The following is a 21,412-nucleotide window of genomic DNA, read 5'->3' on the forward strand; positions in this document are numbered from 1 at the left end:
CCATACAATCTGTTCTGCCTTGCTCCCTATATGATTAACAAAAAACAATCTCGATCCGACATCTAAAGGGGAAATGAACATGATTTTTTTGGCTTATGCGCTCGTATGTCTTATATTTGGCACAACCTTTCTGGCAATTAAAATCGGAGTAGACGCCGGTGCTCCCCCTTTCTTCTCGGCAGGGCTTCGCTTTTTTCTAGCTGGCGCTATTCTGTTTCTTTGGATGGTTTGGAAACGCAAGGCAAGCTTCTCCTTGCTGCTGCGCAAAGAGATGCTGTTCACTGGGGCTACGCTGACGTTTGGAACCTTCTCTACGCTGTACTGGGCGGAGCAATATGTATCTTCTGGACTCGCGGCTGTGTTATCGGCTACGGGACCCATCATGATTTTGCTGCTGCAAACGGCTATTCTTCGGCAAAAATCTCCCAAACACTCGCTATACGGCTGCATTATTGGCTGCATCGGTGTACTGCTGTTAGTTTTGCCCAATCTTTCGGTGGATGTCTCACCCTTGTGGCTTGTCGGCTGCGGGGCCATACTGATAGGAGAATGCTGTTATGCATCAGGAGCGCTATATTCCAAAAAAGTAATCAACCGCATGTCCGATGTTTCACCAATAGCCATGAACGCGGCACAAATGATGGTTGGCGGAGCGATGATGTTCATTTTATCTCTGTTCACCGAAGAGGTGCACCTTGAATCCTTTGCATCATTTCAGACGACAGGCTCATTAATTTATCTGATTGTAATTGGTTCCATGGTTGGGCATACCTTATTCTACTGGCTCGTCGCAAAGACGAATCCCGTTTTCCCATCTACATGGCTCTATATCTCTCCTCCAATTGCTGTAGGAGTCGGTGTACTCTTTTATGATGAGACAATCTCATGGGTTACACTGCTTGGTATCATTACGATTATTGGTGGAACCATCCTTGTAAATGCAGGTGCACTCAGCCAGTTAATCTCAAAGCGAAGATTGAGGTAGTAGGGTGATTAAAAGATAAAAAAAGGCAGCCAATAAGTTCATTGAACTTATTGGCTGCCTCTAATTTTTAAAAAGATGTATTTTGTCCAAGCTACTCGAACAAATCTGATTAAGCAGACTGCTTCAGCTCATCCTCTTGAGGTGCCTTCGTTTTGCGAATGAAGAGACCGATGAGAATTGCGAGGACAGAGAGAATTCCTCCGACGATAAACGCACTGTGAAGACCAGCTACCATTGCAGGTATTCCCTCAGCAGGGTTGGTCGGATCCGGGGATGTAGACATGTAATCTCTCATGCCGGACGACATAATGCTGACGAACAATGCCACACCAACCGCACCTGCCACTTGCTGCAGCGTGCTCATAACCGCCGTACCATGCGCGTACAATCTGCGCGGCAGCTGATTAAGGCCYGTCGTCTGCGCAGGCATCATCACTAATGAGATACCAATCATCATCAAGATATGCAGGAATACAACATATCCGCTCGTCCATGCTGCATCAATTCCAGAAAACAGCCAGATGGATACACTCATCAAGATGAGACCAGGTATAACGAGCACCCTTGGTCCAAATTTGTCAAACAAAATACCGGAGACCGGTGCCATAATACCATTCAAGATACTGCCGGGCATCATCACAAGACCAGCGCTAAGTGCAGTAAGCATCATGACATTTTGCAAAAATAGCGGAAGCATGATCATCGTAGAGAACATAGCCATCATAAGTACAAGCATCAGTACCGTTACAAGCGAAAACATAGGGTAACGGAAAACACGCATATCGAGCATCGGTTCCTTCACCGCAAGTTGACGCCATACAAATGAAATCAAGCTGATTCCGCCTACAATCAGGCACCAGACAACTTTAGGATCTGACCATGAGCCTTCTCCTGCGCTGCTAAAGCCATAGACGATGCCCCCAAAACCGATGGAGGAAAGCAGAATGGAAATAATGTCGACCTTTGGTTTCGTCAATTCACTTACATTTTTCAAATAAATCGCTGCATAGACGATAGAAACGACCGCCAAAGGAATGACCAGATAGAAAAGCCATCTCCAGTTAAGCGAGTCAACGATAAGACCAGATAAAGTAGGCCCAATAGCCGGAGCGGACATCATGACCAAACCGATCAATCCCATTGCGCCGCCCCTCTTCTCTGGAGGGAAAATGATAAGAATCGTATTCATCAATACAGGTATCATTAATCCTGTTCCCAAAGCTTGAACAACACGTCCAACAAGCAGAAACTCAAATATTGGTGCTGTCGCACATATCACCGTACCCGCAAGGAATAAAATCATTGCCCCGAGAAACATTTGACGTGTGCTAAACCATTGCTGCAAAAGTGCTGTTATAGGGACAAGAATACCGACTACGAGCATATAGGCTGTAGCCAGCCATTGTACAGTCGTTTCCGTGATGCTGAAATATCTCATGAGCTCTGGGAAAGCAATGTTCAGCAAGGTTTCATTCAGAATCGATACAAATGCGCCAATAATGAGTGCGGCAACGATCGGTCCTTTCTTGATTTTGCTAAAATCTAGGTTAGAATTAACCTCCATAGTAGGGCCGTTCAAGAATACTCCTCCTCCAATTTTCTCTTCTCTTTTCGGACAATTGTCCGCATTACTTACAAAATATACCGAACATTTGTCCTCATTGTCAATAACCTAAATTATGACACTAACGAAATGAACATTCAACTTCTTTGCTTCATGAATTCCGTCGCATATTTCAAAACTTCACAGCTTGATCCCTCAAGTTAGCATCTATGCTGAAGGCATAAAAAAAAGAGCCCTAATCTTTCAAAGGCTCTGTCGCATGACTTATCTTYTTACTTTTCTTTGTTTCATATCTGTGCTAATCTTTTTCCATTTTGCTTTTTCAGAGGCTGCCAATCGCGCATCCTCCTTACGTGCTAGATACGCCAACTCACGTTGGAGTTTGAGATAGCTTTCAAAACGAGCTTGCTCCAAAGACCCATCAGCTATTGCCTTTCGGACAGAACAGCCGGGCTCTTGCTCATGCTTGCAGTCATTGAATCGGCAAGTATTTGCAATTGAATCTACGTCATCAAATGCACCACGGAACCCCTCATCGGCCTCCCAGAGCTGCAGCTCCCTCATACCAGGTGTATCAATCATCAGTGCTCCACTCGGTAATTGAACAAGCTCGCGATGCGTCGTCGTATGACGACCACGATCATCCCCGCCACGCACATCATTGACTCGTTGCAGATCAACTCCGCTCAATTTGTTAATCAGTGTAGACTTACCTACACCCGAAGAACCTATCAGCGCAACTGTGTTGCCTATACCCAAATATGGTGCGAGCTGATCTAACCCTTCTCCCTGCGAGGCACTGACTACGTGAATAGGGACAGCAATCGCAATTGATTCTACCTCTGCGATGCGTGCATCCAAATCGTCGCATAAATCTGCTTTGCTCAGCACGATGATCGGCGCAGCGCCGCTTTCCCATGCAAGGATCAAGTAACGTTCCATCCTGCGTATATTAAAGTCATTATTTAAGGCATTTACTAAAAAAACAGTATCAACGTTAGCGGCTACAATCTGCTCTTCTACCGTGTCTCCAGCCACTTTACGGGAAAATTTGCTCTTTCGTGGCAGCAGCGCATGAATCGAAGCTTTCTGTTCCTCCAACCTCGGTTTTATAACTACCCAGTCACCGACTGCTGGAAAATCCTCTCGACCTGTTGCTTCAAAACGCAGCTTACCCGTTACTTCGCCCATGAGCTCGCCATGCTCACTCAATAGACGGTACATGTTTTTATGCTCCAATATAATTCGCCCGGCACTATACCCTTGTTTGGCATAAGCGGCAAAATGATTAGAAAAATAGTCGTTCCAACCTAATGATTGTAATACCGTATTCGTTGTTTGTTGATTCACTGCGGATTCCCCCTGTAATTGGTTATTCATATGGCTAACGCCAAAACCAGTCACAGTTGAATCCTCATCTGGGAAACGAAATTATTGTTCGCTTGAAAGGAGGATTCCTGTGACCCCGACTGCCGCACCTTCAATAATAGTTAATTTCTCCATTTTCATCTCTCCCCTCAAGCCAGCTTAACTAGCTTGCAACTAAATTTCTCCATTATTGTAGCATGAAAACGAAACATTGCGAAATAACGAAAACATAATGTTTCTTTCTCTCCGTCTATAGCTATAAAAAAACGACCTATCACCAGTTCTAATGAACGAGGGATAGGTCGTACTCATTAATTCAAGAAGCCGTCAAGCGCAATCGTCGGTTTGCCGTCCGCCTGCCAAGCTCCCTTATTATAACCTCCGTTATAACCAGGGGTCGCTTCCGGTTCCCAATAAAACACGCCAAGCCCTTTTCCACCTCCAATATTGCGTATTTTTGTCTTTATATCAGCGACAAAGCTTTTGGCAGCGGCAGGCTGGTTATAATCCATACCAATTTCGGTAATCATAACCGGCTTGCCATAGCGCGAAATCATATTGTTGGAGTTGCTGACCGTTTGCGTAACCTTAGTCGACCAATCTGCACTGGTAGGATAAAGAGACATCCCGATAATATCGAAGGTCGCTCCGTTAGCGATCAATCCGCCGATGTTCCAAACAAATAAACTGTTGTCATAGCCGTTGGATAAATGGACAATCGTTTTTGTAGCTGTACTAATAGATTTGACCGCATTGTTGCCTGTATTAATAAGCCAAGCGTAGTTTTGCATGTTTAAGGATGCTTTACCGTCATTCCAGAGCATGCCATCGTTCGTTTCGTTGCCGATTTGCACCCAATCGGGCGTGACACCTTTGCTTTGCATAGCTGTCATTACCTCGCGCGTATGATTCCAAACAGCATCCATCAGCTGCTGGAACGAATAGCTTGCCCAAGCAGCGGGCTTAGTCTGTTTTCCGGGGTCCGCCCACGAATCGCTGTAGTGCAATGTAAGCATGACGCTCATCCCAGCATCCTTCGCCCGCTTCGCCAAGGTTGCAGCGCGATCTTTATTCATATAGCCGTTGCCATAGTTCGAAGAAGGATTGACGAATACTCGAATACGTACGGAGTTGATTTGGTAATCCTGCTTCAAAATTTGAATAATGTCCCTAGTTACGCCGTTTTTGTCCTTCCACGCATACCCTTGCGCCTCCATGCCGGCTACCCAGCTAATGTCCGCACCTTTCGCAAATGCAGGTGCTGCGCTGACCTGCGGCACAGATCCCCCATTCACTCCAAAAATAGTCATTAACAATGCCGCAACAAGCGTCAAACTGTAAAACCTTCGTTTCATACATTCTCCTCCTTCACCTGAATGTTGAAGCATAGAAATTTAATGTATGCGCTTTCAATGTTGTGTTCTTATTATAGAGGCTGCCAAGCTTTGGCAAACAGGATACAATTGCAACATTCATTATGTTATTGAAGTCAATCACAAAAATGATTAGACTAATCTTAATAACGGAAGCGGGAGGAAAGTAATGTGGAGGGTTCATTATTGAAGAAAAACGGCCTATATTCCTTACCTCTGCACCAAGAGTCTAAACTGAAGTGGTCGCTCCACATTCTATATAGCTTTATACTAGTCGTGTTTATTAGCTTCATCATGATACCAGGAGATAGTAAAGAAAAAACCATAGTAAACATTTTGTTTCTAGCGTTCGCCATTTTTTTCGGATACATATGGCTTGCTATGGCTTTATTTAAAAAACCTTATTTAAAAATCACCAATGAATCTCTCGAATACAAATGGTTATTTGGACACAAAGTTATCCTAATGAACGATATATACAGAGTAGAGTGCTTTTCCGAAAGTGGAGTCAATAAACTTGGAATCTGGGCTAGCGAGCGAGGAAGCCGTTCATTTTGGGAAATTACAAACCGAATTTTGGGCAGGGACTATTCAGTAAGTATCGTAATGTCCAATTTTCAAAATATTGATTTTGAAAAATTACGTTTAACTATACTTTCAAAAATCAATAGTGCGCATAACCTTCCATGATCATTTCTCCAACGAACTGTATAATGCTTATTATGTTGAAAACTGATTTATTTTTAATTTAACGAATCTAATTAACGTTATATCACGAGTTACAGGGTTTCATGAGCTACTTTGCTCGAAATAACGATTCTGGGGTTCGTTACAATTGTAATTCATTATAAATGGTACAAATAAGATCTGCTGGGTTCGTAAGCTATAGGTTTGATAAGGGGAGGATATCTTTCTGCCTAAGCAACATCAAAAAAATAGGAGCTGCTCCAATCGTAGATAGATCTACTTTAGGAACAGCTCCTATTTTCACTTTATTTGAGACAGTCAATTCGTCACAAACTGAGTTCATCCTCAACCTTTTTAAGCACCCTATGATGTCCTAAAAGCGATTCAACTCTTAAGATATTTACTTTTCAATTCAAGTAATGCGCCCTGCAGACCATATATTCTACAGGGCGCTCTACTTGTTTCATTACTAATTAGATATTACAGAGACTTTATTAACAATTGATACAGGATGACTACCGCTTGGGCGCGAGTAGCCGTTCCTTTTGGATCGAACTTGTCATTGCCGACACCATTGATGATGCCAGCTTTATGCATAGCTTCCACCGCTTCTTTAGCGTAGCTTGCAATAGCTAGTTCGTCATTGAAGGCTGCTGCCGCTTTCTCATCATTCATCGTGATTCCTGCTTTCTGAATCGCTCGATATGCCATTGCAGCCATCTCTTGACGAGTAATCTTGTTGTTAATACCGAAAGAACCATCAGTCAGACCGGACACGATACCAAGCTGCTGAGCCGTAGCAACCGAGTCGTAATACCACGCACCTTGCTTAACATCTGAGAATGTACTTGTTGCGTTCGGTTGTTTCAGGTCAAGCGTTAGCATTAACATTTGGATGAATTCAGCTCGTGTAACTGAATGGCCTGGTGCGAACGAATCCTTTGTCACACCGTTTACGATTCCGCGTGCAGCCAATCCATCAATACTGTCACTCGCCCATGCGATTGCTTTAGAATCGCTGAATTTAACTGGACTAGCGATGGCAGCATATTTGCTAAAATGCTTCGCATTAAATTCCACCGTGCCAGTATCCTTGTTATAACGGCCATTCTTGATGATTTCAAGTTTGCCATCATCCGACAAGTAATAGATCACGATTTGATCCGTGCTCTCTCCAGGCTTCAGCGTGTAAGGTATTTCAACCTTCACCTGCTTGCCTTGACCGAAATCAGCAATCTTCTGACCGTCAACACTTAAGTTGAAGTCATAGACCGTATTCGAACCTACTAAAGTGCGTGCTGCTTCTGGCAGCGTGCTGTTATCCACCTTGGCAACACTCAATTCAATACTGATTTTGCCGGCGGCACCTTCGAATAACGATACAGGCAACTGTACAGATACGAGCCCGAAAGAAATCTCAATACGTTTAATGCCTGCTTCTTTGGCTGCATTCACTTGATCAACTGGTATGGATACTGTAATCAGTTTGGCATTCTCGGTACCAAGAACGAATAGCTTCATCGTTCCAGCCTTCGCTTCAGGCAACGCCTTCTTCACATCATCGGCTTTGACTAGAGCTTTAGCGTTACCGCTCGAATCCACTTCTGCCATCACTTCACCAGGTTTAACAGGAGTTTGATCCGTCGGTGATGTTGGCGTGGTATTCGGGTTAGTGCTATTGCTATTAGTCGTTGCTTGCGTTACTTCGGATAGTACGGATTCTCCAGCATCATTGACAGCTGCAACCTTGTAGTAATAAGTAGTTGATGCCGACAAGCCACTATTTTGGAACTTGCTTTCAGTAATCAGCTGCATGTTGACTTTGCTGTAACTGCCATCAACAGAAGCGGAACGATAAACGTTGTATCCCGTTGCGTTCTCCGAAGCTGTCCAGCTGACCTCAATCTCGCTGCTGCTCTTCGCTTTCGCAGAGACACCAGTCGGTGCAGCAGGGCTTGGATCAAGGTTCAGATAACCTTCTGGATTGATAACCGCATAGTATGCCGGCTTGGCTACCAACGCCTTATCAAAGAGCAGAGGGCTTCCCGAAGCACGCCAGCTCTGGGAATCCGCCTTGCCCCAGAAGGTAACGCGTTCGATGCTGCTCGCATACTTCTTGAAAATAACGAATAGCTTCGCATATAGCTCAGCCTGTAAAGTCTCCTCTTCCTTCGTGAGCGTGCCAGTTGACGGGATATCCAGCTCGGTGATGCTAACCTTCACGCCTGCTTGAACAAAACGAGCAATACTTGCTTCCACGGTCTCTGTATTCAAGCTCTGGATCCAGTAATGCGCCTGCATGCCGATGCCTTCCACTAGCAAACGTCCAGGCTCTTTATTGCGATCGTCCGTTTTCCACTTCTCGTTAAGGTCTTCGGCCATCAGCGCCATACCTTCCCGTTTCCAAGGCTCATTCTCGTTATAGTCGTTGTAATACAAAGTAGCACCCGGATCAGCCAAACGCGCGAACACAAACGCATCGTAGATATAGTCTGCGCCGCTTTCTCCCTTGCTTTTATCAGCGCCGTTCTCATAAGCCATGTACCAAGGGGAATCCTTACGCAGAACCGTTTTCCAGTCCGTAGGAATGCCCGATCCGCCGTTAAAAGCCTCGTTTACGACATCCCAAGATACAACTTTGTCCTTGTAGTGTCCAGCAACATTGCTGATATACTGTTCCATGTTCGCCTTGGCTTCTGCACGAGCAAGTGGTTTGTTTCCTTCGCCCGTAGTCAGCCAAAGAGCCGACTGGGAATGCCAGACGAGCGTATGACCATGAACCTTGATATTGTTCGCCTGAGCCCAGTTCACTAGAATGTCGGCATTACCGTAGTTGTACACGCCATTAGCAGAGCTTAAATACTGCGGCTTCATATCATTCTCAGGCGTCATGACGTTGTAATGATGCTTATACATGGCCGTATTCTCGGCATCAGTCGTCTGACTAGGACTCATGACGTTACCGATTAGGAAATAATCCTTATAGGTATCTGCGATTGAAGATAATGTCAGATCCCACTTAGGAATCTCCTTCAGATCGCCAACTTGGCTGATCACAATCTGGTCAATGTACCACACATCAGCATGAGCAGCTGCATCGTTAGTAACTAAACGGAAATCGATTGATTCCAACGGTCTCTCCATTAACAGCGTTAGAACGTTTACCTCTTTCCATTGACCGATCGGCAGATTGCCTGGATTACTTGGAAGTTTGTTTGCGCTATTGGCGTAATCCTGATTAAGTACCAGTCCAGGGCCAGTAAGCATACCTTTGCCTTCGTTACCGACAGCTGGGGCATAGAACCATGCCGAGATATTATAAACTCCTCCGGCAGGAAGCGGCTCAGCAAGAGTCAGCCGAACAGCGTTGTCTGCGCTGGTATAGCTTGTATCAGGTACATGTGTAACCTTAAAAGCGCTATCGTCGCTCTTCCCAGCACCAGTTTCATTGATCCACTCAATCTTTGAGGATGCAGCTGACGTTAAGAGGCTTCCTTGCTCCGCTTTATTGTCGAAGTCGAAACGCAACAACTCCTTGGTCTCTGGCTCCTCCACTGGCGCAGGCGGGCTTATGAGTTGCAGCTTTACCTCATCTAAATAGAAGGTGAAATCTGTCATTTGTGCGTCGTTGTGAAATACAATAGCGCTAACAGACTTATGGTCTGCGGGTACAGTGAATTCCAATGCTACATCCGCCCACTGGCCAGCTGCCAGATTTACCTTGGTTTTCCCAACGGTGCCGTAAGTATCGTTGTTTCCGCTATCTTTGGTTTCTACGCGTATGCCCAATGTGGCGTCTTTCGCACTAAGTGCCTTAGCTGTCAGCTTATACTTGCCGCCTGGCAACATCGGCATCGTAGGCAAGGTATTGCGAAGGGCAACCCCGCTGTAGTTGTTCGCAACAGTCGGAGCGACGCTCAGACTGCTAGTACCTGCGGCAGCGTATTCCTGCGTCCGACTAACTGTCGCATCACCGTTTAGTTGAAGCGTGTTGCCGCTTTCAAAACCCTCATAGTAAATGACATCCGAATTTGGCATGAGGGTGAATGAATGGTGTATAGGAGCCGCAATCATATTGCCAGCGGCATCTCTCAGACGCATGATGTATATGTTGCATACTTCGCCTTTATTTTTTGTGACACTGTTAAATGTCACTTCAACTGATTTGTTATCCTCAGCCCACTTAAGCGTAAAGTCGTCTGAGAAATCAAAGCCGATGCCAAAATCGCCTTTGTTCATAGGCTCATCAAATGTAATCTCGAGCGTATCGCTGGCAGTCAGATCCACCATGTTATTCAAACTGAAAGCAATTTCAGCATTAAATTCAGTCGTCGTCGCCGTGAGTAAAGGACGGTTTCCATCGTCCTTCAGGCTGTTCGGATACGGCGGCCAGTTCGGCTGAGGACCTGTCTTCTGAACGGCTGCTGATGCGTTCCAGCTGACCGTTTCCTGATTGTTCGCCAGCTTAGATTTGTCGATCGAGATCTCAAACGTGCTGCCTGGCATAGCCTCCATCTGCAACTTTTTCAGTGTGATGACATTAAAAGCATTATTCAGTATGCGGTTATTCTCATTAGGGTTCGTCGTTACGCCGTAATTGATAATCCAAGCCTGTTCAGTATCCTCCTGCAAAGATTGTGTCAGCTTGGTGCCATCGGCGTAGACTTCTACCAGATCCTTATTGATTTTGCTGGTAAAGCCATACATTACAGCCGCACCATTATCATTTCTAGCGGTGCCGTGGCGCAGTCCTGTTGCTAAGTCGATGCCTTGGAAGTATACAGTCTTGCTGTCCTTAGCAGTACCAACGGTCGTAATTTCGTAACGCCCGATCTTAACTTGCTCATCCGTTAAATTAAACACAGCTGTTCCGTTGACAACATCGGCTGTCCACGTGTCCTTCGTCGGCTTGTTATTTCCGTCAAGTATCGTTAGTTTAACCTTCGCATCGTCAGAGTGAACCTTGATTGTCGCAGGAATGCCTTCGGTGACAATCTCATTTTCGGTCCACAGCGTGTACTTGCCTGGGCGGGACCAACGGATGTAGGAGCTGTCGACATCGTAAGGAGAAATCGTCATATCAGAGATTTTGTCGTAAGTCCCTATTCCATAGCTTGGCGGGTCGCTTTTTGGGTAGAGATCCTTAACTTCCAGCGGCTTATTACTGAATGCCTTGTCCATAATAGCAATCATAAACGGCACGTCTCTGTCCTGGATGGCGTGAGCGCCGTCGCGCACACGTACAGCAATATTGTCACTATCTAGAAACTCATAGACTTCTTTAGCTGCACTCATCGCCATAACAGAGGAAGGTGGAGTCGTCCAATCAAAGTTATTATCTGCGACAAATGCGATAAGCGGTCTCGGTGCCATCAGTGCCTCAACGGCATGTGAATCGAACGGCATATAATCCATGTCCGTCTGTTGGTGGAATCCAGCCGCTGTTCCAAGACCCATCCAGAATGATTCGCCAGAGTACTGGATGCTATTGAGTCCTTTCTGGTTCCTGCGATAAATCCGGTCGAACGGTACGTTGTAGTTAAATAATTTGCCTTCAGCGGTGTAACGGAAGCTGGATACACCAGACTGTCCGCTATCTACAGGCGCTGCCGCACCGACACGTTCGTCCATGGCTGCCGACATCAGAGCATATTTACCGTTTATAGAAACGCCTGTTGTAATCGACTTATATGGGTTGATATTCCATTGATTTATACCTTCATGAGCTTCGGCGCTAATCTCCATTGCGTCAATGATTCGGGAGACAGTCCATGCCGCCGTCATTATGGAACCCGTATTGAAATCATACTCGTAGGGGTTAAATGGGTACAGCTTATAGTAGTCTCCGTTTCTGCTAGCTCCCCAGTTGGAGACACTGATTACAGCGTAGCCGTTTTGGATCGCCATGGCTGACTGGCCGAAACCAAAGGCGATGATAACTGGCCAGCCTCCCTCAGGCGCTGTGCCCGTAGGTACGGTGACATTGCCAAGACTCGCAGTCACGGTTCTTTCGTTGTCTTTTATAGTGACATTGACTTGGTTAGTCTGGGCATTCACTGTGATGGCGCTCTTAGTCGTCGGGTACTTTCTGCCATAATAGTAGTACTGAATCAGGTCTTTGAGTTCTTGCCTGCGTTCGAACCAATCTTCGTCGGTTTCTACTCGGCCCGTTGTGCCGCTAGTGGGGTCTAGAAACTTAAATAGATCGTTAAGTCCCGGTGACTTGGGCAAAGAGGTAATATCCTGTGGGAAAATATCGCGGGGCGGTGTAGGTTGTAAAGCCGTCTTATCGACCTTTGCGTTAATAATCACATTCTTCTGATTGGCTTCTATTCCAATTTTATCGATCTGGACACCGAGCGTACCCGTTCTTGTAATGCTGCTGAGTGCAAGTTCGTATACATTCTCGCTTACTTTCGTCAAAGATCCCTTCTCCGCTAAAGAGGAAGCGTAGTTAGATACTGCGGCGGGGGTGCCAGCGCTGAGAATGATATCATCTGCCGAAAGGTCTGATACAGCTGCATTGAAGGTCAGTCTTATGGCAGCGCTGTTCCTCACAAACGCTGTACCGCCAACATTTGCCACGTTAAAGATGATCGGGTTTCTATGGATTTCAACGATCTTTTCCACGTCGTCCACACCGTCCTTGGTAATCTTAAGATTGACGGTGCCTTCAWTAGTAACCCCGCTAATTCCGAGATTATATTGAGTGCCTTTCGACTCGTCCACCACAGTCAACGTTCCTTTGGTTACACTAGCGGTACCAGCTGAGATGGTAATGTCGCTCTCCGCTAATCCCAGTACCGGTTCTTCAAAGACCAGTGTAATTACATTTGATGTCGTACGATTCGCCTCGCCATTCGCCGCTGTGGTGTAGTTAGTTTTTATGATTTCATTATTATTAGGCATATTCTCATCAGCAAACACTAAATTCATATCAACTAAGGTAAGTGACATAATTACAACTAGAAACAATGAAATAAAGCGCTTACAAGATTTCATGCTTTAGTCTCCTTCAATTTTAACTTTTTTTCCGCAATAAATCTTACCTCCATTTGCGATAGACCTACTCAGCCGTATATTGTAGTGGTGGTAACGAGACCCGTTACTTTTCTGGTCGGCTTTGTTCGGTTTCCTTGGTTACAATCACCTCCTTCATATCCTTTCACTTCAAGCGATTGGATACTGGTACATGACCTTCATTTGGTAAAAGTGACAGCCTCGCAGACAAAACGATAATATTACGTAAAAAAGCGAAAATGATATGACTAGTATGACTAGTATGTTTTAATACTATCTCACAACATTTAGCAGCGTCAAGAAATTTGTAAACATGAAGCTCAGATTCAGAATATCTTACAATGATGATCTCCATATAACGCAGGACAGAAAAAACGCTCAAGCTGTTTCTTCATTTTGCTCTAGGACATGTAATCCTCCTATGTTCTATATCAAAAAGTCATCTCTAACATTTTTGGGGGATAGGGCACATTTTCTAAAGGGTCCACGACTTCGAACGATTAAGACAGTAGCTCCACATGTTATGATTTCAACAGTTCTTTATTTTGGGTAATCTGTTAAAAACAGATATATCTATATGAGTCTTGAATGGACGGCTCCCGCTCTTAAATGTATTTCTCAAATAATGAGCAAGTCCTTTTCTAATTAGCGAATGGTTGAATATCGGAGAATGTTAGTGGAATGGATTGAAGAATGATTTTTTCGGGAATGTTATTCGAGTCACTTAACTTTAAAAACACTTATATTGAATATACATTTCAATTCATTAAATCCTATAAGCTATAAGCTAGCAAAGAACGGTACTACTTTTTCAATCACAGCACTAAAGCATGTAAAACAAAAAAGATTAACGACGAGATTACCAATTCTACGAGAAGCTCCAATCAATTGGATAACAAAATAAGGACGTAAAAATATATTTACGTCCCCAACTACCCTATTCACTGACTCGAAATTCCTATAAATTAAGGAACAAACAACTTCTACATGCCCGCATGCGGGAACATATAGATCTACATTTCCAGTTCCAACCAAGCCACATACTCAACATGTAAGGACTGCTGAGCGTTGCACAATTTCCCAGATATAAAACCGCCAAACGGTCGGCATAACTTTACATGAATGACCATCAAGCGAGCCGTTCGAGAATTTCTGACGTACCTGCAAAACGATAATATAACTTAATTGTGCTATCCTTTGACACCACAATCTTCTCAACTTCGTATTACGCGGAAACTCGTCGGCAAATGGTACCAGAGAACTGAAAATATCAGTTCAAAGACTCCGTCGAAATCGTCTTGCATCCGTTGAATAATGCAAAATTTTGGAAACAATTATTTAAGGCTGTTCGCAATTGCTTTGTTGGCTTTATGCCGTTCTCGTACCATATATTTTTAACAACAAGCGTCCCGGCTTTTCGCTCCGCGATTACCTCGGCTCGTCCGATGAGGCTTTCTCCGTATAATAGAGGCAGCACATAATAGCCGAATTCCCGTTTGATTGCAGGCGTATAAATCTCCCAAGTGTAATCGAACCCAAATAATTCTTTGATCAGTTTTCTGTCCCATATGAAATTATCTAGTGGGGCAATCAGCTCGCAGCGCAATTTCGGCGTCGGATTTTGCAGGACGGCTGCAATAAGCGGTAAATCCTCCGCACAGCAGTACAGTGTATCCTTCATTTGTTCCACGGCAACCGCAACAATGCGAGCTTCGTGCAACAGCTGGCGGAAAACCTCGTTGCGCTGCTCCGCTTTCAATCCCCATATGTTCAGCCAGGCATCGGATGCGCGATTCCATAAAAGGCCAACAGCTCCGATTCGACGCAGTACCCGCCACTTATAATGCTCAAGCTCGCCCTTCAACGGCTCCGGCGCATTCAGCAGATTTGGCTGTATGTACTTACCGGCGATATCGTAATATTTACGCGTTCCTTTTTTGTGATGGATAATCAAATCGCCTGTCGAGTACATCTGCTCTAGAACCGACCGGGATGAATTGTTTCCGCTGCTCCAGTGGATGACCGATTGCCAAGTGAAATTTCCTTCCAATTTTAGATCATTCGAACTTAGCACACCGTGATTTTGGATGTGAGCCAGAACTTGTTCTACCAACGCTTCCATTTCGGGATAGAGCTTAGCATGTTGCCTTGCAGCCTGCCTGTACCGCTCAAAGTAGGGCCAGTTCTCGACAGGGATAATAGCCAAATTTTTGTCGGGATAATCTACCAAGAATCTATCTTTATACAGTAACTCGTCGAGCATGTTCTTGGTAAATCCTCTGATACGCGACTGCAACACCAGTTCGGCGTTTTTTCCGCAAACATCGATGGGATCGTATTGAATACAACCGACCTGCCGCACAAAATCCAATACTCCCTGCTTTCCAGCAAATTGATATTCGCCCAACAGCCCGTGCTTCAATAACAGAAACTGCCGTGCCTGGCGGTTCGTCATTTGAATCATGTACGCATCAGCTCCTTATCGAAACAAACGGAAGCTGCTTGCACCTGATGATGGATGGCGAGGTTGCTTATCTCAATAAAGTTACTATTTGCTTGTTGCCATAATGCTGGTATCCATTGGGGAGCTTCATCAGCAATCCCCTTTCCTAATTTTCCAATCACCGAAAATTGCTCTTTTTCAACAATTTCAACCACGTCTGTTCCCCCGATCTGTTAGAACACTAACAAAAACAAACATACGTTCCCGTAATATCTTATCATTGTCTTGAGCATAAAAACAAGAGATAATGAACTGCTGCCCGTGTCCTACGTGTAAGCAATCATTAAAGCAATGTAATTGAGCGAATCTGTTACATCTCATTTATTATTTCAGAATTATCAATATTAGACACTCCACATGTGTGGAGTCAGTGGCTCACTTCTCAACTGTCTTTTGATTATTATATTTCTGAATCTACCATATGTATTTACCTCTTTACGTGTATGCGATACACAACCACAAATATGTAGTTTATATAATTCTATTGAATTCTTGTAGACAACTCGTCTACGACATTTCAGGATATTCAGCTTGTAAAATTCTTTCGTCTACAATCCGTCTACAATATTAGGGTATAACAAAGCCCCGTCCTAGTGCGGGCGGGGCTTTCATGGTGAAGATCCACAATTCGCTGGAGTGTGATGCTTAGGTTGTTTTGAGAGATTGCATGATCCATTCGACAGGTTGTTCCAGGATTACTCCGTCTGTCTCCACCCATTGGGTAAGGCTATTCTCTTTGGCTTGAATAACGATAAAATACATATCTTCCGAAGCGGATGTATTCTGCAACGCCCTCACTCCGTCAGGAGCAATTCGAACGGAGGTTCCTTCGAACACATCAAATTCGTTTCCGTCCACTTGAAATTGACCTTGTCCTTTAAGAAAGATGTAGAGTTCCTCATTTTCTTTGTGTTTGTGATAGAAAGGGACTTCCGCCTTTGGGGGCAGATTATTGAGTGAAACTTCCATGCTCGTAAGTTGTAAGGATTCTTTTAGAAAGACTTTCCCTTTTAGCATTCCTTCCGTGACGTTTCCAAAATTCGAAAATGTACCTGCATGGTTAACCGAGTAATTCGCTTGATTCGGCTCCAACTTGCTCACCTCACTTTAGATCTAATTGTTTCAGTAACAGAATGATAAACTAAAAGGCTGGCAGGATGTTGCCTGTTTCGAGCAAGCTCTTTAAGTTGTTGAGAATGACAGGCCAGCCATTATTAAATCCTTCCATCTTGCCTTCATCTTTGCGAATATCCTTCTCTAATAAATCCTCGTGGCGTAGCGTCAGTTTTACAGTAGAGTTCAAGGGTGATAATTCATAACTAACCTTAGAGAATCGCTCTCCTTCAACGTCTCTGATGCTCCAGGTAACTGTGAGTAGACGATACGGCTCACATACAAGAACTTCACCATGATGATCAACCTTATCTTTATCCATCAATTTAAAGCTGGAGCCAACTTGCCAATCTGAAAAGATTTCACGACCGAAAAAATACTGCTTGGTGAATTCACTGTTAGTTAGGGCTTGCCAAAGCTTCTCGGGCGTAGTTGCGATGTAAGTCGTATAAACGAATGAAGTCTTATTCATGGTTAGAATCCTCCTCTAAGGCTTGCTTTAGTGTGTTTAATGCCTCAATTCGGTGACTCTCAAACTTGCCGATCCAGCGTTGATAAATTTCCCCGATAGGTATCGGATTAAGATAATGCAGCTTTTCACGGCCTTGCCAAACGACAGTAACAAGGTTTGCTTCTTCCAGCAGCTGAAGGTGCTTCGTAACAGCTTGACGAGTCATAGTCATTTGTTTACAAAGTTCTCCTAAGGATTGTCCGTTATTAGCGAACAAGAAGTCGAGTAACTCTCTGCGAGTTCCATCGGCAAGTGCTTTAAATACTTTGTCCATGCCCTTATTATATGCAACCATTTAATTGCATGTCAAGCTTCACAGTAAAATTGCTCAGCTCCCTTTTTTGCATGTCCAGTCAAATACTTAATCACTACCGACACACAGCACTCAACGTACATGGTATGCGGGAACAGGTCGACAGGTTGCACGGTTTGAAGCGTATAGCCGAATACGAATGGCAGCAAGTAGCTTCAACTTTCTGGGATAGAAACCTATATCACTCTCACGCCAACTTACAACTATTCCAATGCCTTATTCATCTATATGGTCAATTTCCGGGACTAGCGTTTGTTCTCTTATATTAGTCAAATCATTATAGCGAGAATGGTGCAGATCGAAGATGTACTTCATACAAATTCAACAACATCAATTTTGATGTGTGATAGGTGACCGTTACCAAATATATGTCTGTCACTCATACAATCGATTCTGTGCATCAAACGAAAAAAAATGATATTATGTAGGTTGGGTAAAAGAGTTTAACTACGGCTTTTATCGATTTTTATATATTGCAACAAGAGGAGATATTATGAGTAACGAACACAACTTTTGGCTTGATTTACCAAAGCCGTTTTTTATATTAGCTCCAATGGAAGATGTCACAGATGTTGTATTTCGTCACGTCGTTAGTACAGCTGCGAAACCCGACGTATTTTTTACAGAATTCACAAGTACAGATAGTTATTGCAGCCCTGCAGGTAGAGCCAGTACTCGTGGCCGGTTAACATTCACTGAAGATGAGCAACCGATCGTCGCTCATATTTGGGGCAATAAACCTGCATTTTTTGAACAGATGAGTATTGATATGAAAAAACTAGGCTTTCGTGGTATCGATTTAAACATGGGATGCCCCGTCCAAAACGTCGCATCCAATGGAAAGGGTTCTGGACTAATCCAGCATCCTGAACTTGCAGCCGAAATTATTCAAGCAGCAAAAGCAGGTGGATTGCCGGTTAGTGTTAAAACAAGATTAGGGTACTTTGAAATTGACGAGTGGCGCGATTGGTTAGGGCATATATTGAAACAAAATATTGCGAATCTTTCCATTCACCTTCGTACAAAAAAAGAGATGAGTAAAGTAGAGGCGCACTGGGAGCTCATTCCTGAAATAAAAAAATTACGCGATGAAATTGCACCAAATACGTTGTTAACCATTAATGGAGATATTCCTGACCGCGCAACGGGACTCAAATTAGTGGAACAATACGGCGTTGATGGTGTCATGATTGGCCGCGGCATTTTCACCAATCCGTTTGCTTTTGAAAAAGAACCTAAAGAACATAGCGCGAAGGATTTTCTCAACTTACTGCTTTTACAGCTAGATCTTCACGATAAATATTCAAAAGAAAACGAACCACGTCCATTTAAACCACTTCTTCGCTTTTTCAAAATCTATGTTCGTGGATTTAGAGGCGCAAGCGAACTAAGAACTCAATTAATGGATACGACGTCAACAGATGAAGTACGTCGTTTAGTAATACCTTTTTTAGACCAAGAATTAGAATAAGGTATTTATCAAAAAAATGAGAGACCTCCCAAAAGTTCAATGAACTCTTGAAGGGTCTCTCATTTTTATACGATGTGGCCACAGAGACTTCTCAGCCAGATTACCGCATGGAGCGTTGTCATATGATGTTCACGCTCTTTTATTGACGAAAATTATTTTCAATATTAATATTTTTATTAAGATAATAATTTCTAATATAATTAGCCCCTTTTTTCAATCTATTTAATTTAACCTAACATTGCGAAGCAGGAGGAAATAAAAGATGACGACGGCACCTGACAAAAACATCATCGTAACGAACCAGCCAACGAGAGAGCAGCTTGAAAAGATTTACGATATTTTAGATGAATGCTTTTCAGTAGGCCGAGTTTTTTTCCAAGAAAGATTAGACCTCGATAGCACATATGATCCAGAGACAACATGGTTCGCAATGGTCGACGGTGAGATTGCTGCTAATGTGCAAATTTTCCCTCTTTCTATTAGAGTCGGTCAAGCGATCTTGAAAACTGGTGCAATGGGCAGCGTCGGTACAGCTCCAAATTATCGTGGAATGGGCCTTACGCACAAAATTCTTCATGCACAAACAGACTACATGAAAGAAACCAATTATGATATAAGTTTACTTCTGGCTAGTAAGCATGCATTTTATGAAAAGGTTGGCTGGGAACTTATTCCCGAGACTGCTTACGCTATTGAAAAGCAAGCAAGCTTTGAGCAGCAAAGCAGCTATGACATCGTTCCTTTTGAGCCTCGTTATCTTGATGATATCCRTTTCATATACGAACAGTTCAATCAGAATCGCACCTATACTGTAGTCCGTAATGAATCATACTGGAATGATCTAATAAACTGGCCGGAATGGAAAAAAGCAGACTGTCTGCTGCTCCGCAGAAATAAAAAAATTGTAGCTTATGGCATGATTGAAAAGAAGGATACTGAACAAGTATTTATTAATGAATTCATGTATTTGAACGAGGCAGTGGACGGTGTTGAACATTTATTTCATGCCTTATGTCAGCTGCGCCCAAGTGCAAAGCAAATATTAGCGATGCTGCCAGAGGATCATAAGCTATATTCCTTTTATCAACAACATCAAGCGCAATCCATTCCAATTAATCAGGCGATGTGGAAAATGATCAATCTACATTCTACATTCCAAAAGCTTCGGCCTGAATTGGAACATCGACTTAACACTAATAACTTGATGGCAGATCAAGAACTGTACATAGCGCTTCAATGCGGAGAGGATCATATATATCTTGATTACAAGCAGAAGCTGCTTTCCGTTTCCGATGTTAGTCATGCTGAGTCCTATGTCGAGGTAGAAGTGGATGAACGTAATCTCATAACTTATTTGATGTTCGGCTATAATGCGGCAGGCAGAGCAAAGGATAGTGCTGAACAGGCAAACATTTTGCAAGCTCTATTCCCGAAACAGCAGGCCGTGTTTTATTTGACCGACAAATTTTAAGTCATTTTCCTTCAACTGATGTTGCTTAATAGCTTATAAAAAGGGGTGTGTCGCAAGTCCAGAACTGCTCGGACTTATGACACACCCTAATTTCGCATAACGCTAACTACTAATCGTTTTTCATTTTTGATCTTCCTAACAAAACAGCACCATAGGCAGCATCCCTAATCGGCAAGATCAGCTTTGTTTGCGGGTAGGTTCGTGCAAGCTTTCGTTCCAATGCATCTTTTACAAAACGAGATTTTTGCAGCACACTTCCTGCAACGGCAATCGGACTTTCATATAACTCTAGTCGCTCAATAACAGGCACCACAAGTTCAAATAGACTGGCTGCACATTGCTCCGCTAGCTCAAGCGCTTGCGCATCCCCTTTCTCGCATGCTGTCGTCATGATCGGTGCGAGCTTCGCAATATCTTTTTTTGTTGTATTTTTATGATAAACAAAGCCAATAATTTCTTTCACAGTGCTTAGCCCAAGCTGCTCGTATACTAGCGCTGGAATGATTGTATCCGTCATTCTTCCGTCCTCTGCTTGAACTAAAATGGACAAGAGATTGCGCCCAATGCAATAGCCACTTCCCTTGTCATCAATGAGATGGCCAAAGCCTCCTGTGCGATGCTGCTCTCCCTTTTCATTCACCCCGAAGCAAATCGACCCTGTACCGGCAATGAGAATAATGCCTTGCATCGCATTTTGTGCTCCGTATAATGCGGTTTCTTGATCACCTGTAATCGTTAACGGTCCTATGTAACCATTATCTCTCACATGCTTCTCCAAAAAATGAACGACTGTCGGATTGCTTACGCCTGCTGCTCCTATACAGATATGAGTAACTTCCTCTAAATTGCTGCAGTAGAGCTTCGTTCGATTAAAAATTTCCTCAAAGGAGACAGCAATCGCATCAGCATCCCCGCCGTTATAATTAATTGGTCCTACAGTAAAGGTTAATAAAGCATCTTCCTGGTCATGGATAATTGTGACAGCTGTCTTGGTGCCGCCTCCATCAACTCCAACGATATATGCCATACTCAT

The 21,412-nt window shown here is 43.8% G+C and carries 14 protein-coding genes; 4 read left to right on the forward strand and 10 right to left on the reverse strand.

Annotated features, from left to right (window positions below):
• The first annotated feature begins 79 nt into the window (after positions 1 to 79).
• Positions 80 to 985 (forward strand): DMT family transporter, encoded by a 906-nt coding sequence (locus AC1DPK_RS10685; RefSeq protein ID WP_477510275.1) that lies wholly within the window; start codon positions 80 to 82, stop codon positions 983 to 985.
• 109 nt (positions 986 to 1,094) lie between these two features.
• Here the strand turns inward: AC1DPK_RS10685 and AC1DPK_RS10690 are convergent, their stop codons facing one another.
• The 3 genes from AC1DPK_RS10690 to AC1DPK_RS10700 all read right to left on the reverse strand — a co-directional run bounded on the left by AC1DPK_RS10690 (position 1,095) and on the right by AC1DPK_RS10700 (position 5,227).
• Complete coding sequence (locus AC1DPK_RS10690; RefSeq protein WP_477510325.1) at positions 1,095 to 2,549, reverse strand: DHA2 family efflux MFS transporter permease subunit; 1,455 nt, start codon at positions 2,547 to 2,549, stop codon at positions 1,095 to 1,097.
• A gap of 264 nt (positions 2,550 to 2,813) precedes the next feature.
• Positions 2,814 to 3,899 (reverse strand): ribosome small subunit-dependent GTPase A, encoded by a 1,086-nt coding sequence (gene rsgA, locus AC1DPK_RS10695; protein ID WP_477510276.1) that lies wholly within the window; start codon positions 3,897 to 3,899, stop codon positions 2,814 to 2,816.
• 329 nt (positions 3,900 to 4,228) lie between these two features.
• Complete coding sequence (locus AC1DPK_RS10700) at positions 4,229 to 5,227, reverse strand: glycoside hydrolase family 53 protein (RefSeq protein ID WP_477510326.1); 999 nt, start codon at positions 5,225 to 5,227, stop codon at positions 4,229 to 4,231.
• Positions 5,228 to 5,461: 234 nt separating this feature from the next.
• Here AC1DPK_RS10700 and AC1DPK_RS10705 point away from each other — a divergent pair, with 234 nt between their 5' ends.
• On the forward strand, positions 5,462 to 5,980 hold the full coding sequence (locus AC1DPK_RS10705) for a hypothetical protein (protein WP_477510277.1): 519 nt from the start codon (positions 5,462 to 5,464) through the stop codon (positions 5,978 to 5,980).
• Between the two features lie 477 nt (positions 5,981 to 6,457).
• Here the strand turns inward: AC1DPK_RS10705 and AC1DPK_RS10710 are convergent, their stop codons facing one another.
• The 6 genes from AC1DPK_RS10710 to AC1DPK_RS10735 form a co-directional block, all read right to left on the reverse strand.
• Positions 6,458 to 12,979 carry an endo-1,4-beta-xylanase gene (locus tag AC1DPK_RS10710; RefSeq protein WP_477510278.1) on the reverse strand — a complete coding sequence of 2,174 codons (6,522 nt, stop codon included), beginning with the start codon at positions 12,977 to 12,979 and terminating at the stop codon, positions 6,458 to 6,460.
• A 1,288-nt stretch (positions 12,980 to 14,267) separates the two neighbouring features.
• Complete coding sequence (locus AC1DPK_RS10715; RefSeq protein WP_477510279.1) at positions 14,268 to 15,461, reverse strand: winged helix-turn-helix domain-containing protein; 1,194 nt, start codon at positions 15,459 to 15,461, stop codon at positions 14,268 to 14,270.
• On the reverse strand, positions 15,458 to 15,655 hold the full coding sequence (locus AC1DPK_RS10720; RefSeq protein WP_076269681.1) for a hypothetical protein: 198 nt from the start codon (positions 15,653 to 15,655) through the stop codon (positions 15,458 to 15,460). The genes AC1DPK_RS10715 and AC1DPK_RS10720 overlap by 4 nt, the downstream gene beginning before the upstream one ends.
• Before the next feature lie 490 nt (positions 15,656 to 16,145).
• Entirely contained in the window at positions 16,146 to 16,592 is a 447-nt protein-coding gene (locus tag AC1DPK_RS10725; protein WP_477510280.1) for a cupin domain-containing protein, read from the reverse strand.
• A gap of 49 nt (positions 16,593 to 16,641) precedes the next feature.
• The gene (locus AC1DPK_RS10730) at positions 16,642 to 17,085 is read right to left on the reverse strand and encodes an SRPBCC family protein (protein WP_076269679.1); all 444 of its coding nucleotides are present in this window, start codon (positions 17,083 to 17,085) and stop codon (positions 16,642 to 16,644) included.
• Complete coding sequence (locus AC1DPK_RS10735) at positions 17,078 to 17,398, reverse strand: ArsR/SmtB family transcription factor (protein ID WP_076269793.1); 321 nt, start codon at positions 17,396 to 17,398, stop codon at positions 17,078 to 17,080. Before AC1DPK_RS10735 ends, AC1DPK_RS10730 begins: the two co-directional genes overlap by 8 nt.
• 532 nt (positions 17,399 to 17,930) lie before the next feature.
• Between AC1DPK_RS10735 and AC1DPK_RS10740 the strand changes: the two genes are divergently transcribed.
• Entirely contained in the window at positions 17,931 to 18,908 is a 978-nt protein-coding gene (locus tag AC1DPK_RS10740) for a tRNA dihydrouridine synthase (protein ID WP_477510281.1), read from the forward strand.
• A gap of 262 nt (positions 18,909 to 19,170) precedes the next feature.
• Entirely contained in the window at positions 19,171 to 20,379 is a 1,209-nt protein-coding gene (locus AC1DPK_RS10745; RefSeq protein ID WP_477510282.1) for a GNAT family N-acetyltransferase, read from the forward strand.
• A gap of 109 nt (positions 20,380 to 20,488) precedes the next feature.
• On the opposite strand, the gene AC1DPK_RS10750 is transcribed toward AC1DPK_RS10745, so the two are convergent.
• Positions 20,489 to 21,406, reverse strand: a complete 918-nt coding sequence (locus tag AC1DPK_RS10750) for an N-acetylglucosamine kinase (RefSeq protein WP_477510283.1) — start codon at positions 21,404 to 21,406, stop codon at positions 20,489 to 20,491.
• Positions 21,407 to 21,412: the final 6 nt, after the last annotated feature.

The organism is Paenibacillus sp. 01T424 (genome assembly GCF_056398745.1).